Annotated in this window: 11 protein-coding genes; 8 read left to right on the forward strand and 3 right to left on the reverse strand. The window is 55.8% G+C overall.

Annotation, left to right across the window (positions count from 1 at the left end):
- The first annotated feature begins 222 nt into the window (after positions 1–222).
- Positions 223–1,740: a glycine--tRNA ligase gene (locus J4D97_RS19505; protein ID WP_208309026.1), complete on the forward strand. Its 1,518-nt coding sequence runs from the start codon at positions 223–225 to the stop codon at positions 1,738–1,740.
- Positions 1,741–1,819: 79 nt separating this feature from the next.
- On the opposite strand, the gene J4D97_RS19510 is transcribed toward J4D97_RS19505, so the two are convergent.
- Positions 1,820–2,221 carry a hypothetical protein gene (locus tag J4D97_RS19510; protein WP_208309027.1) on the reverse strand — a complete coding sequence of 134 codons (402 nt, stop codon included), beginning with the start codon at positions 2,219–2,221 and terminating at the stop codon, positions 1,820–1,822.
- Positions 2,222–2,460: 239 nt separating this feature from the next.
- Here J4D97_RS19510 and J4D97_RS19515 point away from each other — a divergent pair, with 239 nt between their 5' ends.
- From J4D97_RS19515 to J4D97_RS19525, 3 genes are all read left to right on the forward strand, one after another.
- Entirely contained in the window at positions 2,461–4,884 is a 2,424-nt protein-coding gene (locus J4D97_RS19515) for an efflux RND transporter permease subunit (protein ID WP_208309028.1), read from the forward strand.
- Positions 4,885–5,029: 145 nt separating this feature from the next.
- Positions 5,030–8,410, forward strand: coding sequence for an isoleucine--tRNA ligase (gene ileS / locus J4D97_RS19520; RefSeq protein ID WP_208309029.1), 3,381 nt, complete (start codon positions 5,030–5,032; stop codon positions 8,408–8,410).
- Positions 8,411–8,757: 347 nt separating this feature from the next.
- Complete coding sequence (locus J4D97_RS19525; protein WP_208309030.1) at positions 8,758–9,399, forward strand: lipoprotein signal peptidase; 642 nt, start codon at positions 8,758–8,760, stop codon at positions 9,397–9,399.
- Between the two features lie 211 nt (positions 9,400–9,610).
- Here J4D97_RS19525 and J4D97_RS19530 read toward each other — a convergent pair whose 3' ends face one another.
- Positions 9,611–10,597 carry an aldo/keto reductase gene (locus tag J4D97_RS19530; RefSeq protein ID WP_208309031.1) on the reverse strand — a complete coding sequence of 329 codons (987 nt, stop codon included), beginning with the start codon at positions 10,595–10,597 and terminating at the stop codon, positions 9,611–9,613.
- A gap of 247 nt (positions 10,598–10,844) precedes the next feature.
- On the opposite strand from J4D97_RS19530, the gene J4D97_RS19535 reads away from it, so the two are divergent.
- From J4D97_RS19535 to J4D97_RS19550, 4 genes are all read left to right on the forward strand, one after another.
- Positions 10,845–12,827, forward strand: a complete 1,983-nt coding sequence (locus J4D97_RS19535) for an ABC transporter ATP-binding protein (protein ID WP_208309032.1) — start codon at positions 10,845–10,847, stop codon at positions 12,825–12,827.
- Positions 12,828–13,185: 358 nt separating this feature from the next.
- Positions 13,186–15,810 (forward strand): ribonuclease R, encoded by a 2,625-nt coding sequence (rnr, locus tag J4D97_RS19540; RefSeq protein WP_208309033.1) that lies wholly within the window; start codon positions 13,186–13,188, stop codon positions 15,808–15,810.
- A 186-nt stretch (positions 15,811–15,996) separates the two neighbouring features.
- Positions 15,997–16,968 (forward strand): polyprenyl synthetase family protein, encoded by a 972-nt coding sequence (locus J4D97_RS19545; protein WP_347879373.1) that lies wholly within the window; start codon positions 15,997–15,999, stop codon positions 16,966–16,968.
- A 33-nt stretch (positions 16,969–17,001) separates the two neighbouring features.
- Complete coding sequence (locus tag J4D97_RS19550; RefSeq protein WP_208309035.1) at positions 17,002–17,625, forward strand: rhomboid family intramembrane serine protease; 624 nt, start codon at positions 17,002–17,004, stop codon at positions 17,623–17,625.
- 142 nt (positions 17,626–17,767) lie between these two features.
- On the opposite strand, the gene J4D97_RS19555 is transcribed toward J4D97_RS19550, so the two are convergent.
- Positions 17,768–18,391 (reverse strand): hypothetical protein, encoded by a 624-nt coding sequence (locus J4D97_RS19555; protein WP_208309036.1) that lies wholly within the window; start codon positions 18,389–18,391, stop codon positions 17,768–17,770.
- Positions 18,392–19,284 lie beyond the last annotated feature (893 nt).

A 19,284-nucleotide genomic window follows, 5' to 3' on the forward strand; every position in this document is an offset into this window, starting at 1 on the left:
GGACTGAACGATGGCGCGAGGTTGTGTCCCGTGCCGTCTAGTAGCAAGGCCTCTGGCCTGCGGTCGTCCGCGCCAATGGCGATATTCGGGAAAAAGTTATCCGAGTGAGTAGGCCAGAGGCCAGCTACTAGACGGCACGGCGCACAGCTCCACGCCATTGAGTCGCCACAAAATCCGTGAAATCCGTTAAAATCCACGCTAATCCGTGATACTTTTGCAGCTATGAGCAACGCCCCGCAGAAATCCTCCATCGAGAATACCCAGCTGAAAGATATTGTCAGCCACGCCAAGGAATACGGGTTCGTGTTCCCGTCCAGTGAAATCTACGACGGCCTGGCCGCCGTGTACGACTACGGCCCCAACGGCGTGGAGCTGAAAAACAACCTCAAGCGCCTCTGGTGGCAGGCTATGACGCAGCTGCACCAGAACGTGGTCGGCATCGATGCGGCTATCTTCATGGCGCCCCAAACCTGGGTTGCCTCTGGCCACGTGGCTGGTTTCAACGACCCCTTGGTGGATAACCTTGACAGCAAGAAGCGCTACCGCGCCGACGTGCTGGTGGAAGACAAAGCCGCCGAGTACGAGGCCGCCGGTCAGCAAGACCGAGCCGCCGACCTGCTCGCTACCCTCGGCCGCCTGCTTACCGACAACGACTTGGCCGCCGTGAAGGAGCTGATTGTCTCGGAAAAGATTGTGTGCCCCATCTCTGGCACCTGCAACTGGACCGACGTGCGCCAGTTCAACCTGATGTACTCCACCCAGGGCTCGGCCGTGGAAGGCGACGCCGCCCAGATTTACCTGCGCCCCGAAACCGCACAGGGTATCTTCGTGAACTTCCTGAACGTGCAGAAATCGGCGCGGCAGAAGGTGCCGTTTGGTATTGCTCAGATTGGCAAGGCCTTCCGCAACGAAATTGTGGCCCGCCAGTTTATCTTCCGCATGCGGGAGTTCGAGCAGATGGAAATGCAATTCTTTGTGCGCCCTGGCACCGAAGGTGAGTGGTACAACACCTGGAAGGCTGCCCGTCGCCGTTTCCACGAGGCCGTGGGCTTGGCGCCCGAGAAGCTGCGCTTCCACGACCACGACAAGCTGGCGCACTACGCCAAAGCTGCCGTGGATATCGAGTACGAATTTCCCTTCGGCTTCAAAGAAATCGAAGGCATCCACTCCCGCTCCGATTTCGACCTGACCCAGCACCAGGAATTGAGCCGCAAGAAGCAGCAGTACTTCGACAACGACGTGAACCCCGAGACCGGCAAGCCCTACGGCAACTACGTGCCCTACGTAGTAGAAACCTCGGTAGGCGCCGACCGCCTGTTCCTGGCTACCCTGTGCCAGGCCTACCAGGAAGAAACCATCATTGAAGGCGAAGGCGAGAAGGAGCAAACCAAAACCCGCACCTTCCTGAAGCTGCACCCGGCGCTGGCCCCCATCAAAGCGGCCATTTTCCCGCTGGTGAAAAAGGATGGAATGCCCGAGAAGGCCGAGGAAATCTTCAACAGCCTACGTTTCGACTTCCCCGTAATTATGGAGGAGCGCGATGCCATTGGCAAGCGCTACACCCGCCAGGACCTCATCGGCACACCGTTCTGCATTGTGGTAGATGGCCAAACGTTGGAAGACGACACCGTAACCGTCCGCCACCGCGACTCGCGCGAGCAGACCCGCATGCCCATCTCGGAGTTGCGCGCCTACATTGGCCAGGCCGTAAGCTTCGCCCGAATTTTCGAGAAGCTGTAGGTATGGTCTTACTCTTTCTGAAAACAAGAACGGCCCCGATTGCTCGGGGCCGTTCTTGTTTTCAGAAAGAGTAAGACCATCAATTATCACTCAGCCAGGCGCTGGCTTCGTGGCGGGAGGTGAAATAGTTGAACTCCACCTGTGCGGGCGTCAGGCTGGTGTTGCCCATCAGGTAGCTGCCGATCTGGTGTTGATACTGTCCCTCAGACAACACAGCGGCAATGTACACCGGCCGGTCGAGGGTAGGGGGAAAGGTGCGGGCCAATGGCTCCAGCAGATACTCTTCGTCGTCGGCTGGTGGGGCGTTGCGCTTGAGATCCAACAGAAGCTTACCCACGTTTTTACGCAACATCTCATCCAATGCCAGCTGATAAGCCTGTCCAAACGACATAGAGAGGCTAGTGGCACTATACGTGAGTTGCAACATATCCGTCTTACGATGGTAAGTAAGTAAGACTTCCGGAGCTTGAAACAAAATCATCAGGCGAGAAAAACAATGGTAATGATACCATATTAAAATGCGTTTATACAGCAAAAATGCGATACTATATTGTATTATACCTGTATAGCGTAATGGTAAAGGTCGCTATATTTAAAATATAATTTTATGTATGTACCTACATTTTTTTTATAAACGCCATTGCCGTTGCTTTAGTGCATTTTTCGACGCCGTAGACTAGCTGCCCCGCTTTGCGTACCTTTGCTCCATTTTAGCAGCCTATGTGGAGTAAACTCGCCTTATTCATCATCAAGAACCGGCGGCTGCTACTTCTGCTGCTGGCGGCTATTACGGTGTTTATGGCCTGGAAAGCCAAAGACGTAGAAATGACCTACGACTTTGCCCAGGTGGTCCGGCCCGATGACCCGGACATGGTGTATTTCCAACGCTTCAAAAAGCAGTTTGGGGAAGATGGCAACGTGCTGGTGCTGGGCTTGCAGGATAGCAGTATCTACCGGCTCGGCAACTTCAACGAGTTGCGCACCCTCACCGATACCCTAGGTAAAGTGCAGGGCGTGAGTGGTGTGCTGAGCATCACCAAGCTCATTCGGCTGGATAAGGATACGGCCAACCGGCAGTTCCAGGCGGTGCCCATCTTCCGCACGTTTCCGCAGACGCAGGCCCAGCTAGACTCGCTGATGCAGATCGTGAACCAGCAGGAATTCTACAAAGGCCAGCTGATTTCGCCGCGCACCGGGGCTACCCTGCTGGCCCTGACGATGGACCCGAAGTACCTGAACTCCAGCCGCCGCCAGGCTGTGATGGATAAGATTCTGGGCCACGCCGAACGTTTCAGCAAGAAAACCGGCATTCGGCTGCACTACGCCGGCCTACCCTACGTGCGGTCTACCATGACGAGCAAGGTAGCCGGCGAGATGAAGTTTTTCGTGCTGCTGACGGTGCTCATCATGGGCGCTACCCTGCTGATGTTCTTCCGCTCGTGGGCGGCCGTGGTGTTTCCGCTGCTTATTGTGCTGATTGTGGTGGTGTGGTGCATTGGCTCGATGGTGTTGCTGGGCTTCAAAATCAGCCTGCTCACGGGCCTGATTCCGAGCATTCTCATCGTAATTGGCATCCCCAACTGCACCTACCTGCTCTCGCGCTACCACTACGACTACCGCAAATCCGGCAACCAGGTGCTTGCTATGACGCGCGTAGTGCGCAAAATTGGGCTCGTAACGCTCATGAACAACACGACCACGGCCATCGGCTTTTTCGTGTTTTGCTTCACCAACATTGCCATTCTCTACGAGTTCGGGCTGGTGGCGACCATCAACATTTTCGCCGCCTTCGTCATCTCGTTTATCATGATTCCGGCCATCTTCACCTACCTGCCGCCGCCTACCCCCAAGCAGCTGGAGCACCTAGACGCCAAGCCGCTGACCAAGCTGCTGGAGTTCTTTGAGCACCTGGTACTGGAGCGGCGCGGCACGGTATACATTCTGGCCCTGGCGCTGGTAGGGCTGTCGGCGCTGAGCATTACGCGTGTGAAGGCCATTTCCTACATGGTAGACGACCTGCCCAAAGATTCGTCGGTGAATGCCGATCTGAGCTTCTTCGAGCAGCACTTCAATGGCATCATGCCCCTGGAAATTGTGGTGGATACGGGCAAGAAAAAGGGCATTCTGAAGCTGAAAAACCTGGAGCGCATCGACCGGCTGGAGAACTTCCTGCGCACCCAGCCCGAGCTAACGGCCCCCGTCAGCATCGTCACCTTCCTGAAGGCTGCTACCCAAACGTTCTACAACGGCGAGCCCGACTACTACCGCCTCCCCGACAACTCGGAAAAGAACTTTATTCTGAGCTATCTGGCCCGCTCGCAGGGAAACGGCGGCCCCATGAACAGCAAGTTGCTGCGCTCTTTCGTGGACGATTCGAGCCAGCAGGCGCGCATTTCGCTGAAGGTGGCCGACATCGGCTCCCGCAACCTCGATACGCTGCTTGCCAATAAGATTCAGCCCCAGATCCGGGAAATCTTCAATGGTACGGGCATGGATGTGAGAATGACGGGCACTACCATCATCTTCACCAAGGGCAACGAATACCTCATCAATACCCTCAAAGAAAGCCTGGCGTGGGCCTTTGGGCTGGTAGGACTGGTGGTGTTGCTACTGTTTCGTTCGGTGCGAGCGGTGTTCTTCACGCTCCTACCTAACCTCGTTACGCTGGTGCTCACGGGTGGGCTGATGGGCCTGTTTGGCATTCCCTTGAAACCCAGCACGGCCCTCATTTTCAGCATTGCGCTGGGCATTGATGGCGATAATTCCATTCACCTGCTGGCCAAGTTCCGGCAGGAACTGGCTTCCAACGGCCGCCACGTGCGCGCTGCTATCAGCACTACCCTGCGCGAGGCTGGTACTAGCATGATTTACACCAGCATTACGCTGTTTCTGGGCTTTGCGGTGTTTGCCTTCAGCGAGTTTGGCGGCACCAAGGCCCTGGGCCTACTAATGTCGGCTAGTCTTCTAATTACCAACTTCTCCAACCTGATTTTGCTACCCTCCCTGCTGGTTACTTTCGAGCACGGGGTAGACGAGGAAATTGACCGCTCTGGCCTACGCCACTACGACGACCAATACCACGAGGAAGACGACGACGTGGAATTGAACCTGGATAAGATGCAGGTGAAACGGTTGAACAGTTAACCCCTTAAAAGTAGTTGTCATCCTGAGCCTGCGAAGGACCTTCTCACGCTAGAACGACCACACGTCAGATAGTTACAATCTATCGTGAGAAGGTCCTTCGCAAGCTCAGGATGACAGTTTTGCATACGCTCCCCACAACGCATATATGAACTACCCCGAATTTAAACAGCCGCTCAACTACGCTCAGGTCGGTACCGATATCCTGGCCTGGTGGAAGCAGAACGGCATCTTCGAAAAGAGCGTGAGCAGCCGCGAAGGGCAGCCCACCTACGTGTTCTACGAAGGCCCACCGTCGGCTAACGGTGCCCCCGGCATTCACCACGTGATGGCGCGCACCGTGAAGGATATTTTCTGCCGCTACCACACCATGTTAGGCAAGCAGGTGCCGCGCAAAGGCGGCTGGGATACCCACGGCCTACCCATTGAGCTACAGGTAGAAAAGGAGCTGGGCATCACGAAGGAGGATATTGGGAAGAAAATCAGCATTGAGGACTACAACCAGCGCTGCCGCGAAACCGTGATGCGCTTTAAAGCCCAGTGGGACGACCTGACGGAGAAGATGGGCTACTGGGTGGACCTCAACGACCCCTACATCACCTTCGAGCCGGAGTACATCGAGAGCTGCTGGGCCCTGCTCAAGAAGCTCTACGACAAGGGCTTGCTCTACAAAGGCTACACCATTCAGCCCTACTCCCCGGCGGCTGGTACCGGCTTGTCGTCGCACGAGCTGAACCAGCCCGGCACCTACCGCGACGTGAAGGACACGACCATTGTGGCCGAGTTTGAGGTAAAGCGCGATGAGCAATCGGAGAAGCTATTTGCGTTGGCTGATGGCCTGCCGGTGTTCATCATGGCTTGGACGACCACGCCGTGGACGCTGCCAGCCAACACGGGTTTGGCGGTGGGTAAGAACATCCGCTACGCGGTAGTGCGCACTTTCAACCCCTATACGTTTGAGCCGCAGTTAGTGGTGTTGGCTAAGGTATTGGTGAACCGCTACTTCACGGAAAAAGGCGCGCAGGCGTCGCTGGAAGACTACAAAGCCGGTGACAAAGTGCTGCGGTGGCGTCAGGTAGGCGAGTTCAGCGGTGCTGAGCTGGTAGGCATTCACTACGAGCGTCTGTTTGGCCACGAAGCTGGTTTCCCGGCCTTCGAAAGCGAGGAAAAAGCCTTCCGCGTGATTCCCGGCGACTTCGTGACAACGGAGGACGGTACCGGCATCGTGCACATCTCGCCCACCTTCGGCGCGGATGACTTTAAAGTAGCCCAGCAGAACGACGTGCCGGCCCTGCTGGTAGCCGACGACCAGGGCAAGCTCGGTCCCATTGTAGACCGCACCGGCCGCTACGTGCAGCAAATGGGCGAATTCGGTGGCCGTTGGGTGAAAAACTACGACGGTCACGATGAATCAGCCGCCGACTACCGCACGCTGGACGTAGACATCAGCGTACGGTTGAAGGAGCGCGGCCGGGCGTTCAAAGTAGAGAAGTACGAGCACACCTACCCGCACTGCTGGCGCACCGACAAGCCGGTACTTTACTACCCCCTGGATTCGTGGTTTATCAAGACCACGGCCGTGAAGGACCGCCTCATCGAGCTAAACAAAACCATCAACTGGAAGCCTGAAAGCACCGGCACCGGCCGCTTCGGCAACTGGCTGGAAAACCTGGTGGACTGGAACCTGAGCCGCTCGCGCTACTGGGGCACGCCCCTACCCATCTGGCGCACCCAGGACGGCACGGAGGAAATCTGCATCGGCAGCATTGCCCAGCTAAGCGCCGAAATTGACAAGGCCGTAGCGGCTGAAGTGATGACGCACAACCCGTTGCAAGACGCAGAGAAAATCGACCTGCACAGGCCATACGTGGACGATATCTTCCTGGTTTCGCCCAGCGGGCTACCCATGTACCGCGAGACGGACCTCATTGACGTGTGGTTTGACTCGGGCGCTATGCCCTACGCACAGTGGCACTACCCTTTCGAAAACCAGGAGAAATTCCAGAAGAATTTCCCCGCCGATTTCATTGCCGAAGGCGTGGACCAGACCCGCGGCTGGTTCTTCACCCTGCACGCGCTGGCCGTGATGCTGGAAGACTCTGTGGCTTACAAGAACGTGATGGCCAATGGCTTGGTGCTGGACAAGAACGGCAACAAGATGAGCAAGCGCCTCGGCAACGCCGTGGACCCGTTTGCGACCATAGGCCAGTTTGGACCGGATGCCACCCGCTGGTACATGATCGTGAACGCGCCACCGTGGGACAACCTCAAGTTTGACCCGGCCGGCGTGACGGAGGTGCAGCGCCGCTTCTTCGGCACGCTGTTCAACACCTACTCGTTCTTCTCGCTCTACGCCAACCTCGACCAGTATACCTACTCTGCTGAGCAGGCCGTGCCCACTGCCGAGCGTACCGAGCTGGACCGCTGGGTACTGAGCAAGCTGCAATCTTTGGTGCGGGAGGTAGGCGGCCACTACGACAGCTACGACCCCACGAAAGCCGCCCGCGCTGTGCAGGATTTCGTGACCGATCAGCTCTCGAACTGGTACGTGCGTCTCTCGCGCCGCCGCTTCTGGAAAGGCGAACTGACCGCCGACAAGCGTGCCGCCTTCGATACGCTCTACGAATGCCTCTACGCCGTGGGGCAGTTAATGGCCCCCATCGCGCCGTTCTTCGCCGAGTGGCTCTTCCAAAACCTGACCAATGCGCAGGTAGGGGGGAAGCCCGAATCGGTGCACCTGACGCTGCTGCAAGCCGCTCAAACGGAGCTGATTGACACGGCTTTAGAGGAACGCATGGAGCTGGCTCAGCGCATTTCGTCGCTCACGCACTCCATGCGGAAGAAGTCGGTACTAAAAGTGCGCCAGCCCTTGCAGCGCATCTTGGTGCCGGTGCTCAACGAAACAACGCGCGAGCAGGTAGGCAAGGTAGAAGACCTGATTTGCGCCGAGGTGAACGTGAAGCACGTGGAGTTCTTGGACGACACGAGCGGCGTGCTGGTGAAGTCGGTGAAGCCTAATTTCAAGCGCCTAGGTCAGCAATATGGCCCGAAGCTGAAGGTAGTAGGCGCCCGCATTCAGCAGATGACGGCCGAGGAAATCAGCCAGTTAGAAAAGACCGGTTCCCTACCCGTAGAAATTGACGGCGAAGCCTATACCCTCACGCCCGACGATGTGGAAATCCGCACCCAGGACCTGCCCGGCTGGCTGGTAGCCACCGACGGACCGCTGACTGTGGCCCTCGACGTGACCCTAACCGATGAGCTGCGCCAAGAAGGCGTGGCCCGCGAGCTAGTGAACCGCCTGCAAAACCTGCGCAAAGACTCGGGCCTGGAGGTGCAGGATAAAATCCGGGTGACGCTCGGCGCCGACCAGCCCGATCTGACGGCCGCCGTGCAGTCGTTTGGCGACTACATCCGCACCGAAGTGCAGGCCGTGGCTCTGGACTTTGCGGCCGATGTAAACGGTGGCTCGGTGCTGGAATTTGACGATTATTCGGTGCCCGTGCGGCTGGAAGTCGCAAACGGCTAAAATGGGCCTTCTGGACCATCTGAACGGTGTAGAGACGCATATTTGCGTCTCGTCGTTGAACGACATTGGCCACGGGGCGCAGACGACGAGACGCAAATATGCGTCTCTACACTGTGCGCTTAGCAACGCAAACAGCTTCTAAAGCTGAAGTGCCTACCGGCTCCTACAAAAAAGTCGGTAGGCACAACGGCGTCCAAATGGTGGGGTAGGGCGTATGTAACCGTCCAAATCCTCCCGGTTCTGGTTCAAGAAGGCACAAACGGCCCGAAATTTATATACTGTTACCCGGAAGCTACGGTAGGACAGCCGTGCAGCAAAGTCAAAAATTCAGCGTCTCTTTGTACTCTATGAAGTATTGGAAATACTACCTGGTGGCCCTGCTGGTCATCCTCGTCGATCAGCTCTCAAAGTGGGCCGTGCACACCTACATGCAACCCGGTATGCCCGGCGAAATCCCACTCATAGGCGACTGGCTGAAGCTACACTACACGCTGAATCCGGGTATGGCCTTCGGGGTAGAGCTGCCACCGCCCTACGGTAAGGTGCTGCTCACTAGCTTCCGTATTGTGGCCGTAGGCTTCATTATCTACCTGATTAAGAAGTACTGGCGTCTCGGTGCGGCATCCGGCCTGTTGGCCTGTGGTGGCCTTATTCTAGGCGGCGCCATCGGCAACCTGGTTGACTCGATTTTCTACGGCGTGGTGTATGATAATGCACCTTTCAACGCGCCTACCCCCTGGCTGCACGGCCAGGTAATCGACATGATTTACGTGGACATCTACGAGGGTTTCCTGCCCGAGTCGTGGCCCCTGGTGGGCGGCATGCACCTCTCGCTGTGGCCCATTTTCAACATTGCCGATTCTGCCATCTTCGTTGGTGTGGTGTTGATTCTGATTTTTCAGGGCCGTTTTTTCGCTGAGCACACGCCCGAAGCGCATCCAGTGCAACCCATCCACCGTGACCCAGCCGAAGCCTCGGAGGTGGTTTAAACGCTAAATTTTGCCTTATACAACAACGCCCGCGGTAGCATCTACCGCGGGCGTTGTTGCTTTAAAAGAGCTTGTTTGACAAACAAAGCGTAAAAAGACCGTCATTTCAAGCTGGTCGAGAAATCTCGCGTGCTGAGGTAGGATACTATCTTTTGTCAGCGCGCGAGATTCCTCGACCAGCTTGGAATGACGGTCTACTGTGCGATTGATTTTACCACACTTGATGCACTTGCGGGCGAATTTTCTGGTCGTATACGGCGCGTACGGCCTGCATCTGATCATCTGTAAGGGCTGGTAGGTCAGCGGCTTGTAGATTAGACGTGAGCTGTTCTGACTTGGAAGCACCGGGAATCACACAGCTTACTTCGTCAAACATGAGCACCCAGCGAAGCGCGATAGGAGCGAGGTTGGGTTGATCAGGAAATAGCTTTTTTAGCTCCTCCACAGCAGCGAGGCCCGTTTCGTAGTCCACACCAGAGAAGGTTTCGCCTTTGTCGAACGCCTCGCCGTGGCGGTTGAACTGGCGGTGGTCGTCGGGTGCGAAGGTGGTTTGAGGCGTGAATTTGCCCGTGAGCAAGCCGCTGGCCAGCGGCACGCGCACAATCAAGCCCACATCGTGGCGCTTGGCTTCGGTAAACAATAGCTCCGTGGGGCGCTGCCGGAACATATTGAAGATGAGCTGAATGGTGGTCACATTTGGGAAGCTAAGCGCTTTCAAGCCTTCTTCCACGCGCTCTACGCTCACGCCCATGTTCAGAATCTTGCCTTCTTCCTTGAGTCGATCAAACAACTCAAAAATCTCGGGACGGTAGTACACGTCGGTTGGTGGGCAATGGAGCTGAATGAGATCCAGCGCTTCCAATTGCATGTTGCGCAGGCTGTTTTCCACAAACTGCCGCAGGGCTTTGGTTTGATACGCCTCGTTGGTGTGCGGCTGCAATTGTCGGCCGCACTTGGTAGCCACGTAAATGCGTTCCTGGCGGTTGCGCACGAGGCGACCTACCGCTTTTTCGCTCTCACCGTCGCCGTACACGTCAGCCGTGTCAATGAAGTTGATACCGCCATCTACAGCGGCATTTAGAATGGCATCGGCGTTTTCGTGGCTGAACGGCTCGCCCCAGCGGCCGCCTACCTGCCAGGTGCCTAGGCTAATTTCGGAGATGGAGAAGCCGGTTTTGCCAAGGGTGCGATGTTGCATAGGGTAGGGGAATAGTGGTTGGGTGTTGATTTCAGTCAAAGGGAGACGTCAGCTGAGCGCAGCGGAGTCGAAGCATCTCGCTGCTAACATTGGGTAACTAACGCAACGAGGCGAGCGAGATGCTTCGACTCCGCTCCGCTGCGCTCAGCATGACAATTTACCTCACATACGCAAAGGGCGTACTTCTTGCTACGGCGCGGCTCTTTATCTTTACTTGCGTCCCTTCTATTCTTTTACCCGCTGTTCTGTGTCTGAGCCTTTGCTTTCCGTTCGCAATCTGACCATCGATTTCCACTCGCACCGGGGCGATACGCGGGCCGTGGCAGATATCTCGTTCGATCTGCACCGGGGTGAAACGCTGGCCATTGTAGGCGAATCGGGGTCGGGCAAGTCCGTAACGTCGCTGGCACTGATGGGGCTGATTCCGCTGCCGCCCGGCAAAATCAGCAGCGGCACGGCCATATTTCAGTCGCCGGCTTTGGGTGAGGTAGACCTGCTCCGGCTCAGCGATAAGCAGCTACAGCAAGTCCGCGGCAACGACATTTCCATGATTTTTCAGGAGCCGATGACGTCCCTGAACCCGGTGTATACCTGCGGCAGCCAGGTGGTAGAGGCTCTGCGGCTGCACACCACCCTCACCGAGAAGGAAGCTGCGGCCCGCACCGTGGAGCTGTTCACGATGGCGCAGCTCCCGCGCCCGGAGAAAATATTCAGTAGCTACCCCCACGAAATCAGCGGCGGCCAGAAGCAGCGCGTGATGATTGCCATGGCCATGGCCTGCAACCCCGCCATCCTCATTGCCGATGAGCCCACCACCGCCCTCGACGTGACGGTGCAGGCCCGCATGCTCCAACTCATCGATGACCTGCGTCGGCAGCATAACACCGCCGTCCTGTTCATCACGCACGATTTGGGCGTAGTGGCCGAAATTGCCGACCGCATCATGGTGATGTACCGGGGTAGGGTAGTGGAGCAGGGTAGGGTGCTCGATATTTTCACTAACCCGCAACACCCCTATACCCGCGGCTTGCTGGCGTGCCGTCCAAAACTTTCTATTGGGCGCAAAAAACTTCCTGTAGTAGCCGATTTCATGCAGGAAACCGCCGACGGAAGCCTATTTTCTGCTTCACCTGACGATACGCAACTACCTGCTACCGAAACCGCTGTATTACCTCAGAGCGAAACTGAATTTACCAAAACGTTCCCCGTGGAACATAACAGCGTTCCACGTTCCACCAATGATATAGGGAATCTGGAAACAGCACCTCTGGAATCGGGGCAATTGGTGCCTGAAGCAACGGCTACTACCGTAGCAAAGGCTATTGATACGTCGGAAAAACCGGAGGCGGCTCTGGAGCAACAGGCACTAGTAGCATCAAACCCCGACACACTCTCAACCCAAGGCCCGCTTCTTCAGGTCGAAAATCTGAAAGTGTACTTTCCCATTCGTAAAGGCTTTTTCCGACGCACCACAGAATTTGTGCGGGCGGTGGATGATGTCAGCTTTGATATTTATCCCGGCGAGACGGTAGGGCTAGTAGGGGAATCGGGGTGTGGCAAGACTACGCTGGGTAGAACCCTGTTGCGTCTGGTGGAACCAACCAGCGGCAGTATTCTGTTCGATGGAGTGGATCTGGCTACGCTCCCAACCGGGGAGCTGCGCCGCCGCCGCCGCGAGTTTCAGATGGTGTTTCAGGATCCTTATGCCGCGCTCAACCCTACCATGACGGTGGGCGAAGCCATCCTAGAACCCATGCGGGTACACGGGGTAGGCGGTACCAAAGCCGAGCAGAAGGGACGCGTGCTGGAACTGCTGCGCACGGTAGGGCTGCGCGAAGACCACTTCCTACGCTACCCCCACGAGTTCAGCGGCGGCCAGCGCCAGCGCATTTGTATTGCGCGGGCTTTGGCGCTACAACCCAAGTGTATCATCTGCGACGAATCCGTTTCGGCTCTCGACGTATCGGTGCAGGCCCAGGTGCTCAACTTACTCAACGACCTCAAGCGCGAGTTCGGCATTACCTACCTGTTCATCACCCACGACCTGTCGGTAGCCCGCTTCATGAGCGACCGGCTCTTGGTGATGAGCAAAGGGAAGATTGTAGAAAGCGGCCCCGCGGCCGAAGTCTACGCCAACCCGCAAAACGACTACACCCGCACGCTGCTGGCAGCCATCCCCAAAGACGAGCCCGCTGACATCCGGGCTGCCGTGGCCCGCCGCGAGGTATAGTTGTCAGAACTACGGATTCGCTCTAATTTATCGGATTACGCGGATTTTGTGAACAAGCCGACCTACCTGTTCGGCTCACTCAGATCCTTCACTACGTTCGGAATGACACAGAGGTAGTCCGTCTACGAAATCCGATTAATCCGATAAATTAGAGCGAATCCGTGGTTCTGACAACCCCACATAGTTGTTTGCCGATATATTCCGTATTATTCCTACCCTGGCTGATCAGCTGTAGCATGGTTGCTTCTCGTAGCGCCACCCAATTTACTTTTTACTCTGACTGCGGCGCCCCTGCGCCCGGTCCCATTTTACACCGCCGCCTGCGAAAAAGACAACCACTGGCGGCTCCTATTTTCTAATGAAAAGAAAAGACGATTCCGCCGCTCCCCGCGCCCCACGCGCGAAAGCTGCCCGCACTCCGCAAGAAACGAGTGCCCCCACCGCATCAGTTACCATCAACCAGGTAGCCCGCGAATTTTTCACTTCCAACGAAGCCCTCATTCCCTACCGCCAGCTGGCGCGCCGCCTCGGCGTAACTACCAAGGAACAGCGCGAGGTGCTCTTCGGTCACCTGCGCACCCTGCGCGAAACGGGGCAACTGGAGCTCGTCGGCAATGATGAGTACCGCTTATACGGCACCGAGTCGGCCGAGCCGGTACCCGCTACTGCACCCGAAGTAGAGGCTTCCACCGAGTCTGCCCCCGAGTCTGCCAAAGGCAATAAGAAATCGAAGTACGCTGCTACCAAGCAACGCCAGGACGAGGAGTCTAAACCTACCTCCGAGCAATCGAGGCCCGAGGAGGATGACAACGATTCAGTTTCTAAAGGCCGACCAGTAGAAGCCGAGTTCGGCAAAGACCCCGTGATTCACCGCCGCCGCGAGGCTGGTTTTGACCACGCTGGTGATGTGCGCCACCAGAAGAAGCGCCGTCCCGAGCGCGCCGCCGAAACCGAGCGTCCCGGCGAGTACATCACCGGCCGTGTAGATCTGGCTACCCAAAAATTTGCCTTTGTGGTGAGTGAGGAGTCGGAAGAGGACGTGCGCGTGTTCACCGACCGCCTTATGTTTGCGATGGATGGCGACACGGTACGTGTGCGTCTACGCGGTCAGCGCGACGGCCGCCCGGTAGGCGACGTAGTAGAAATACTGAAGCGTGAGAAGGATACCGTAGTAGGTCGCCTGATGACGCAGAACGCCGGTTTCGGTTTCGTGAAGCCTGACTACCGCAAGCTCTACTTCGATGTGTTTGTGCCGACCGATGGTCTGCACGAAGCCCGCGACGGCGAGAAGGTGCTCGTGAAGATTACCGAGTGGCCCGAGGACCCCGGCCGCCAGCCCGTAGGCGAGGTGGTACGAAGCTTCGGCCAGGCTGGCGAGAACGAAGCCGAGATCAACGCCATCATGGCGGAGTTCGGGTTGCCGTTTGAATTTCCTGCCGAGGTGGAAGCTGAGTCGGAAGCTATTCCAGACGTGATTTCAGCCAAGGAAATTAAGCGCCGCCGCGACTTCCGCGACGTGACTACCTTCACCATCGACCCCGCCGATGCCAAGGATTTCGACGACGCTTTGTCGTTGCGCCAACTGGAAAACGGACACTGGGAAGTAGGCGTGCACATTGCCGACGTGACCCACTACGTGCGCCCCGATACGGCTCTGGAAAAGGAAGCCGAATTCCGGGCTACCTCCGTGTACCTAGTCGACCGCGTGATTCCGATGCTACCCGAGCGCCTCTCGAATGGCCTTTGTTCGCTACGTCCCAATGAAGACAAGCTGACCTTCTCGGCGGTGTTTGAGCTGGACGAAAAGGGTAAGCTCTACGATTCCTGGTACGGCAAAACCATCATCCACTCCGACCGCCGCTTCGCTTACGAAGAGGCCCAGGAGCGCATCGAAACCAAGGAAGGCGACTACGCTACTGAGGTGAATCTGCTCAACGACATCGCCAAAAAGCTCAACGAACAGCGCTTCAAGAAAGGTGCTATTAGCTTCGAGACGCAGGAGGTGAAGTTCCGGCTGGATGAGAACGGCAAGCCGGTGGGCGTGTACGTGAAGGAGCGCAAGGACGCCCACAAGATGATTGAGGAGTTCATGCTGCTCGCCAATCGGAAGGTGGCCGAGTTCGTGTTCAAGATCAAAGCCCGCAAGCCGCGCATGACGATGGTGTACCGCATTCACGAAGCGCCCGATCCCGACCGTCTGCAAAACTTCGCGCTGTTTGCTCAGAAGTTCGGCCACACGCTAGACCTCACCAATCCCAAAAAGCTCAGCACCGAGCTAAACGATTTGTCGGAGGAGGTAGTGGGCAAGCCCGAGCAAAACGTCATCCAGACGTTGGCCATTCGCACCATGTCGAAGGCTATTTACAGCACCGAGCCTATCGGGCACTTCGGCCTGGCCTTTGAGCACTACACGCACTTCACCTCGCCCATCCGTCGCTACCCCGATATGATGGTGCACCGCTTGCTGGAGCACTACCTCGAAGGTGGTAAGAACGTGCCCGCGGAGCCGGTGGAAGAGGAGTGCAAACACTCCTCGGAGCGCGAGAAGCGTGCCGCCACGGCCGAGCGCGCCAGCATCAAGTACAAGCAGGTAGAGTACATGGCCGACGAAATTGGGGCCGAGTTCACCGGTGTGGTATCGGGCCTAACGGAGTGGGGCGTGTACGTCGAAATCCAGGAAAACAAGTGCGAAGGTATGGTTCGCGTCAGCGACATTCCCGGCGACTACTTCGAGCTGGACAAAGACAACTACCGCTTGGTAGGAAAGAAAACCAAGCGCGTCATTCAGTTCGGCGACCCGCTGCAAGTGGTGGTGAAAGCCGCTAACCTGCTCGACCGGACCATCGACTTCGAGTTGGTAGACGGCCGGCCCGATGCCGTGAAGCGTCGCGAGAAAGACGAGAAGCGTGGCAACCGCGGAGGCAGCCGCCACGGCGGCGGCAAGGAAAGCTCTGGCAAAAGCAGCGGTAAGCGCCGCCGGTAAGAGGGTATCATCTTAGAGAACGTCATGCTGAGCGGAGCCGAAGCATCTCTACTGGTAGTAATTGATTTACTCACGGTATAGATGTTTCGGCTCCGCTCAGCATGACGTTCTTTCGTTCTACCCATGCTGTCGCCCTACCCATCTTTCCGTTGTACCTTGCCTACCTCATTCCATCCTCTACCTTCTGTGGATATTTCTGCTCTTACACGCACGATCAACGACCAACTGGCCCTCTTATCCTACGGCGACCAACCCACGTCGCTGTACGAGCCAATTCGCTACATAATGGCCCTGGGTGGCAAGCGTATCCGGCCGCTGCTCACGCTGCTCGGTGCCCAGCTTTTCACCGACGACCTAGCGCCCGTTCTGAAGCCTGCGCTGGCCACTGAAGTATTCCACAACTTCACACTCCTGCACGACGACCTGATGGACCAGGCGCCCCTGCGCCGGGGCCAGGCTACCGTGCACGAAAAGTGGAACCCCAACGTAGCCATTCTGAGCGGCGACGTGATGCTGGTGCGGGCCTACGAACTGTTTTTCGATGTGCCAGCTGCGCTCCTACCTACCGTGTTGCGCCGCTTCAGCCAAACGGCCGCCGAAGTGTGCGAGGGGCAGCAGTGGGACATGAATTTTGAAACTGACTCTGAGGTAAGCATTGCGCAGTACCTCGATATGATCCGGCTGAAAACGGCCGTCCTGCTCGGCTTTGCGCTGGAGCTGGGTGCCCTGCTCGGCGGCGCATCCGCCACCGAAGCCGACCAATTGCGGCAGTTCGGAACGGCCATTGGCATTGCCTTTCAACTCCGCGACGACCTGCTGGACGTGTACGGCGATGCCGCTACCTTCGGCAAGCGGGTAGGGGGCGACATCGTATCTGACAAGAAAACCTTCTTGCTACTCACAGCTCAAGCGCAAGCTACTGCCGCGCAGCAGGCCGTATTGCAGCAGTATATTGGGCAGCCCGTTGTCGATGCTGAGGGCAAGGTGCAAGCCGTGACAGCCGTATACGACGAGCTACACATTCGTTCCCAGACCGAGGCGCTCATCAATGAATACTTCGAGGCGGCGTTGGCGCACCTAGAGCAGGTAGAAGTAGCCGCATCGCGCAAAGAGCCACTCCGGCAGCTGGCGCTCCAACTGATGGAGCGTGAAAGCTAGCCGTCTTCCTACCCCCTGATTTCACTCTTTTCTATGGACATCACCCTGATTCTGGTCGTGCTCACGGCCATCATTTCTGTTTATGCTTGGTCGAACCCGACCTTCTTGAATAAATGGATTCTGAGCCCCTTTCTGGTTGCCAAGCGCCAGGAGTACTACCGCTTCCTCACCTCTGGCTTCCTGCATGCCGACTGGATGCACCTGCTCTTTAACATGTTTGCCTTCTTTTCCTTTGGTCAATTAGTGCAAGGCAGCTTCGAACAGATTTTTGGCTTTGAAGGTAGTCTGTGGCGCTATCTGCTGCTGTACTTGGGTGGCATCATCGTTTCCGATATCCCTACCTACTTCCGCCACCGCCGCGACCCTGACTACCGCAGCTTGGGCGCATCGGGTGGGGTAGCGTCCGTTATCTTCTCCGGTATCCTGTTTCAGCCAATTGGCGGCATCCACATTTTTCCGATTCCATTCAGCATTCCCGGTTTCATTTTCGGCTTTCTCTACCTCGGTTATTCTTACTATATGGGCCGTCGGTCGGGCGATAATATCAACCATGATGCTCATTTCTACGGTGCTTTGTATGGGGTAGTGCTCACATTATTCTTCATCCCGCAAATTGGCCCCTACTTTATACAGCAAATCCAACAGTATTTATTTTAAGTTATTGACATTCAGATATTTAAATTAGATATTGTTCAGGCTTACCCTTGATATGAAGTAATTTCAAGGTCAATAGAAGCAGAAAGGCCCGGTTGCACATGCAACCGGGCCTTTCTGCTTCTATTGACGTCGACAGCTAGGGCTATTTGCCTAGCATTCGCTGTTTTTCTAGCCGTGCTACATGGCGTATCAGTTCACCAGTATTTGTCACTTGCTTCACCTGCCAATGGTCATCGCGCTTGAGCATTTTCAGTTCTAAGACCAGTGTGGTATCGTACTTCGGCTGCGTGAACTCCAAGCCTACCAAGGCCTGCCCATTGTCTTCTTCCTTCACATATTTCACGTCCTTGAACTTGCTGTCGGGACTTACCACTTTCCCTGCCAGTCCCAGTATCGATACATTAACAGCGCGCTTTGGTTGTGCTGCTACGGCTGCTTCCACGGAGCCTGTTTCTACGTAGCGCTGCACTTCCTTGCGCGCTGCTGCGGCCAACTGCGGCTTTAGCAGACGCAGGCTTCCCATGAAGGCCGCGCCACCAGGATTCAATAACTTCAGCGTAGTGCTCTGAGTAGTTACTTGGTCTACAATGCCACTCGCCACGCTTTCTATATCCACATACTGCTCGAATGCCGCTACGTCGTGTGCCTGCGCTGCGGCGGCTGCTTTCAAGAGAGAATACTGTGGACCCGACGACATACTGCGGTAGTACCAATAGCCCCCGGCCAGCAGTAGAAGCAGCACGCCGAGTAGAAGTGTTTTTTTCATGTTGATGTATTGTATAGAGTAAATTGAAATGTCTGTTGATAAGAAAGCAAGTCTAGATTTGCGTACAGATGTTCGCGACGTGCCATCACTTTCATTCTTACGACAGCTCTTTCGGTTTGCATTTTAAACTACGCAACGCTCAGATATCAACTAATGCGTTGGTCTACGTGCGTTGACTTACAAATTGCTTTGGAGCATCCATCTACAAGTGAAGCGGAATACCAGCAATGGCCAAGGGTCTTACAGTTCGTGGATGCAAGCGCTTCTACAAATGCCTAACCAAAATAGTCTACGCACCAGTTCGTAGCTGCTGGGCTCCCAGACTTATTATCTATCTGGTGACATACTAGACATTGCAACAAGAAGGTAGGGTAGGGGTCCTCAATAAAAGGTCAAAAGATTCTGGTATCTCCTCCAACAAGTATGAGATACACTATCCTGACACTCCTTTTTCTCACCTCAGATACAGGTAGTGTGATCTGCATTGTCTGTTGAAACCTACCTAACCAACCATCAGGGGCCAACTCCAATTACACACACTTTTTATGATAGCTTCTACTCCGTCTGATTTCAAAAACTGTTTTTAAATCCGTTTCAGACTTAAGGGTGTATTAAGACTTAGAGTGATAGAGTCTAATGTACATCAGAAGGCCTACGCTGCTATTAGGTGTAATAGTAATGCGCTTTCACTATCGTTTCAATGTAATACTGATCAATCTTACTTGAGACTCACAGCGATACAGTACAGCATGTATCAATGTTATTTTACACTTATATTTTTGTGAAACAGCTTAAATAGAGCTGAAAACCGCTTTTTTAGCCGTTTCTTATTTATTATAGATTGCTATGTCGCTATTATTTGCAATATGTAACACGTTTTATGTTACTGTAAT

Source organism: Hymenobacter defluvii (genome assembly GCF_017589435.1).
Classification (GTDB): domain Bacteria; phylum Bacteroidota; class Bacteroidia; order Cytophagales; family Hymenobacteraceae; genus Hymenobacter; species Hymenobacter profundi.

Bases quoted from the DNA above. Each gene is read 5' to 3' on its own strand.
- J4D97_RS19550 (WP_208309035.1), top strand. From the start codon at position 17,002: ATGGACATCACCCTGATTCTGGTCGTGCTCACGGCCATCATTTCTGTT.
- J4D97_RS19515 (WP_208309028.1), top strand. From the start codon at position 2,461: ATGTGGAGTAAACTCGCCTTATTCATCATCAAGAACCGGCGGCTGCTA.
- J4D97_RS19525 (WP_208309030.1), top strand. From the start codon at position 8,758: ATGAAGTATTGGAAATACTACCTGGTGGCCCTGCTGGTCATCCTCGTC.
- J4D97_RS19555 (WP_208309036.1), bottom strand. From the start codon at position 18,391: ATGAAAAAAACACTTCTACTCGGCGTGCTGCTTCTACTGCTGGCCGGG.
- ileS (WP_208309029.1), top strand. From the start codon at position 5,030: ATGAACTACCCCGAATTTAAACAGCCGCTCAACTACGCTCAGGTCGGT.
- J4D97_RS19505 (WP_208309026.1), top strand. From the start codon at position 223: ATGAGCAACGCCCCGCAGAAATCCTCCATCGAGAATACCCAGCTGAAA.
- J4D97_RS19530 (WP_208309031.1), bottom strand. From the start codon at position 10,597: ATGCAACATCGCACCCTTGGCAAAACCGGCTTCTCCATCTCCGAAATT.
- J4D97_RS19510 (WP_208309027.1), bottom strand. From the start codon at position 2,221: ATGATTTTGTTTCAAGCTCCGGAAGTCTTACTTACTTACCATCGTAAG.
- rnr (WP_208309033.1), top strand. From the start codon at position 13,186: ATGAAAAGAAAAGACGATTCCGCCGCTCCCCGCGCCCCACGCGCGAAA.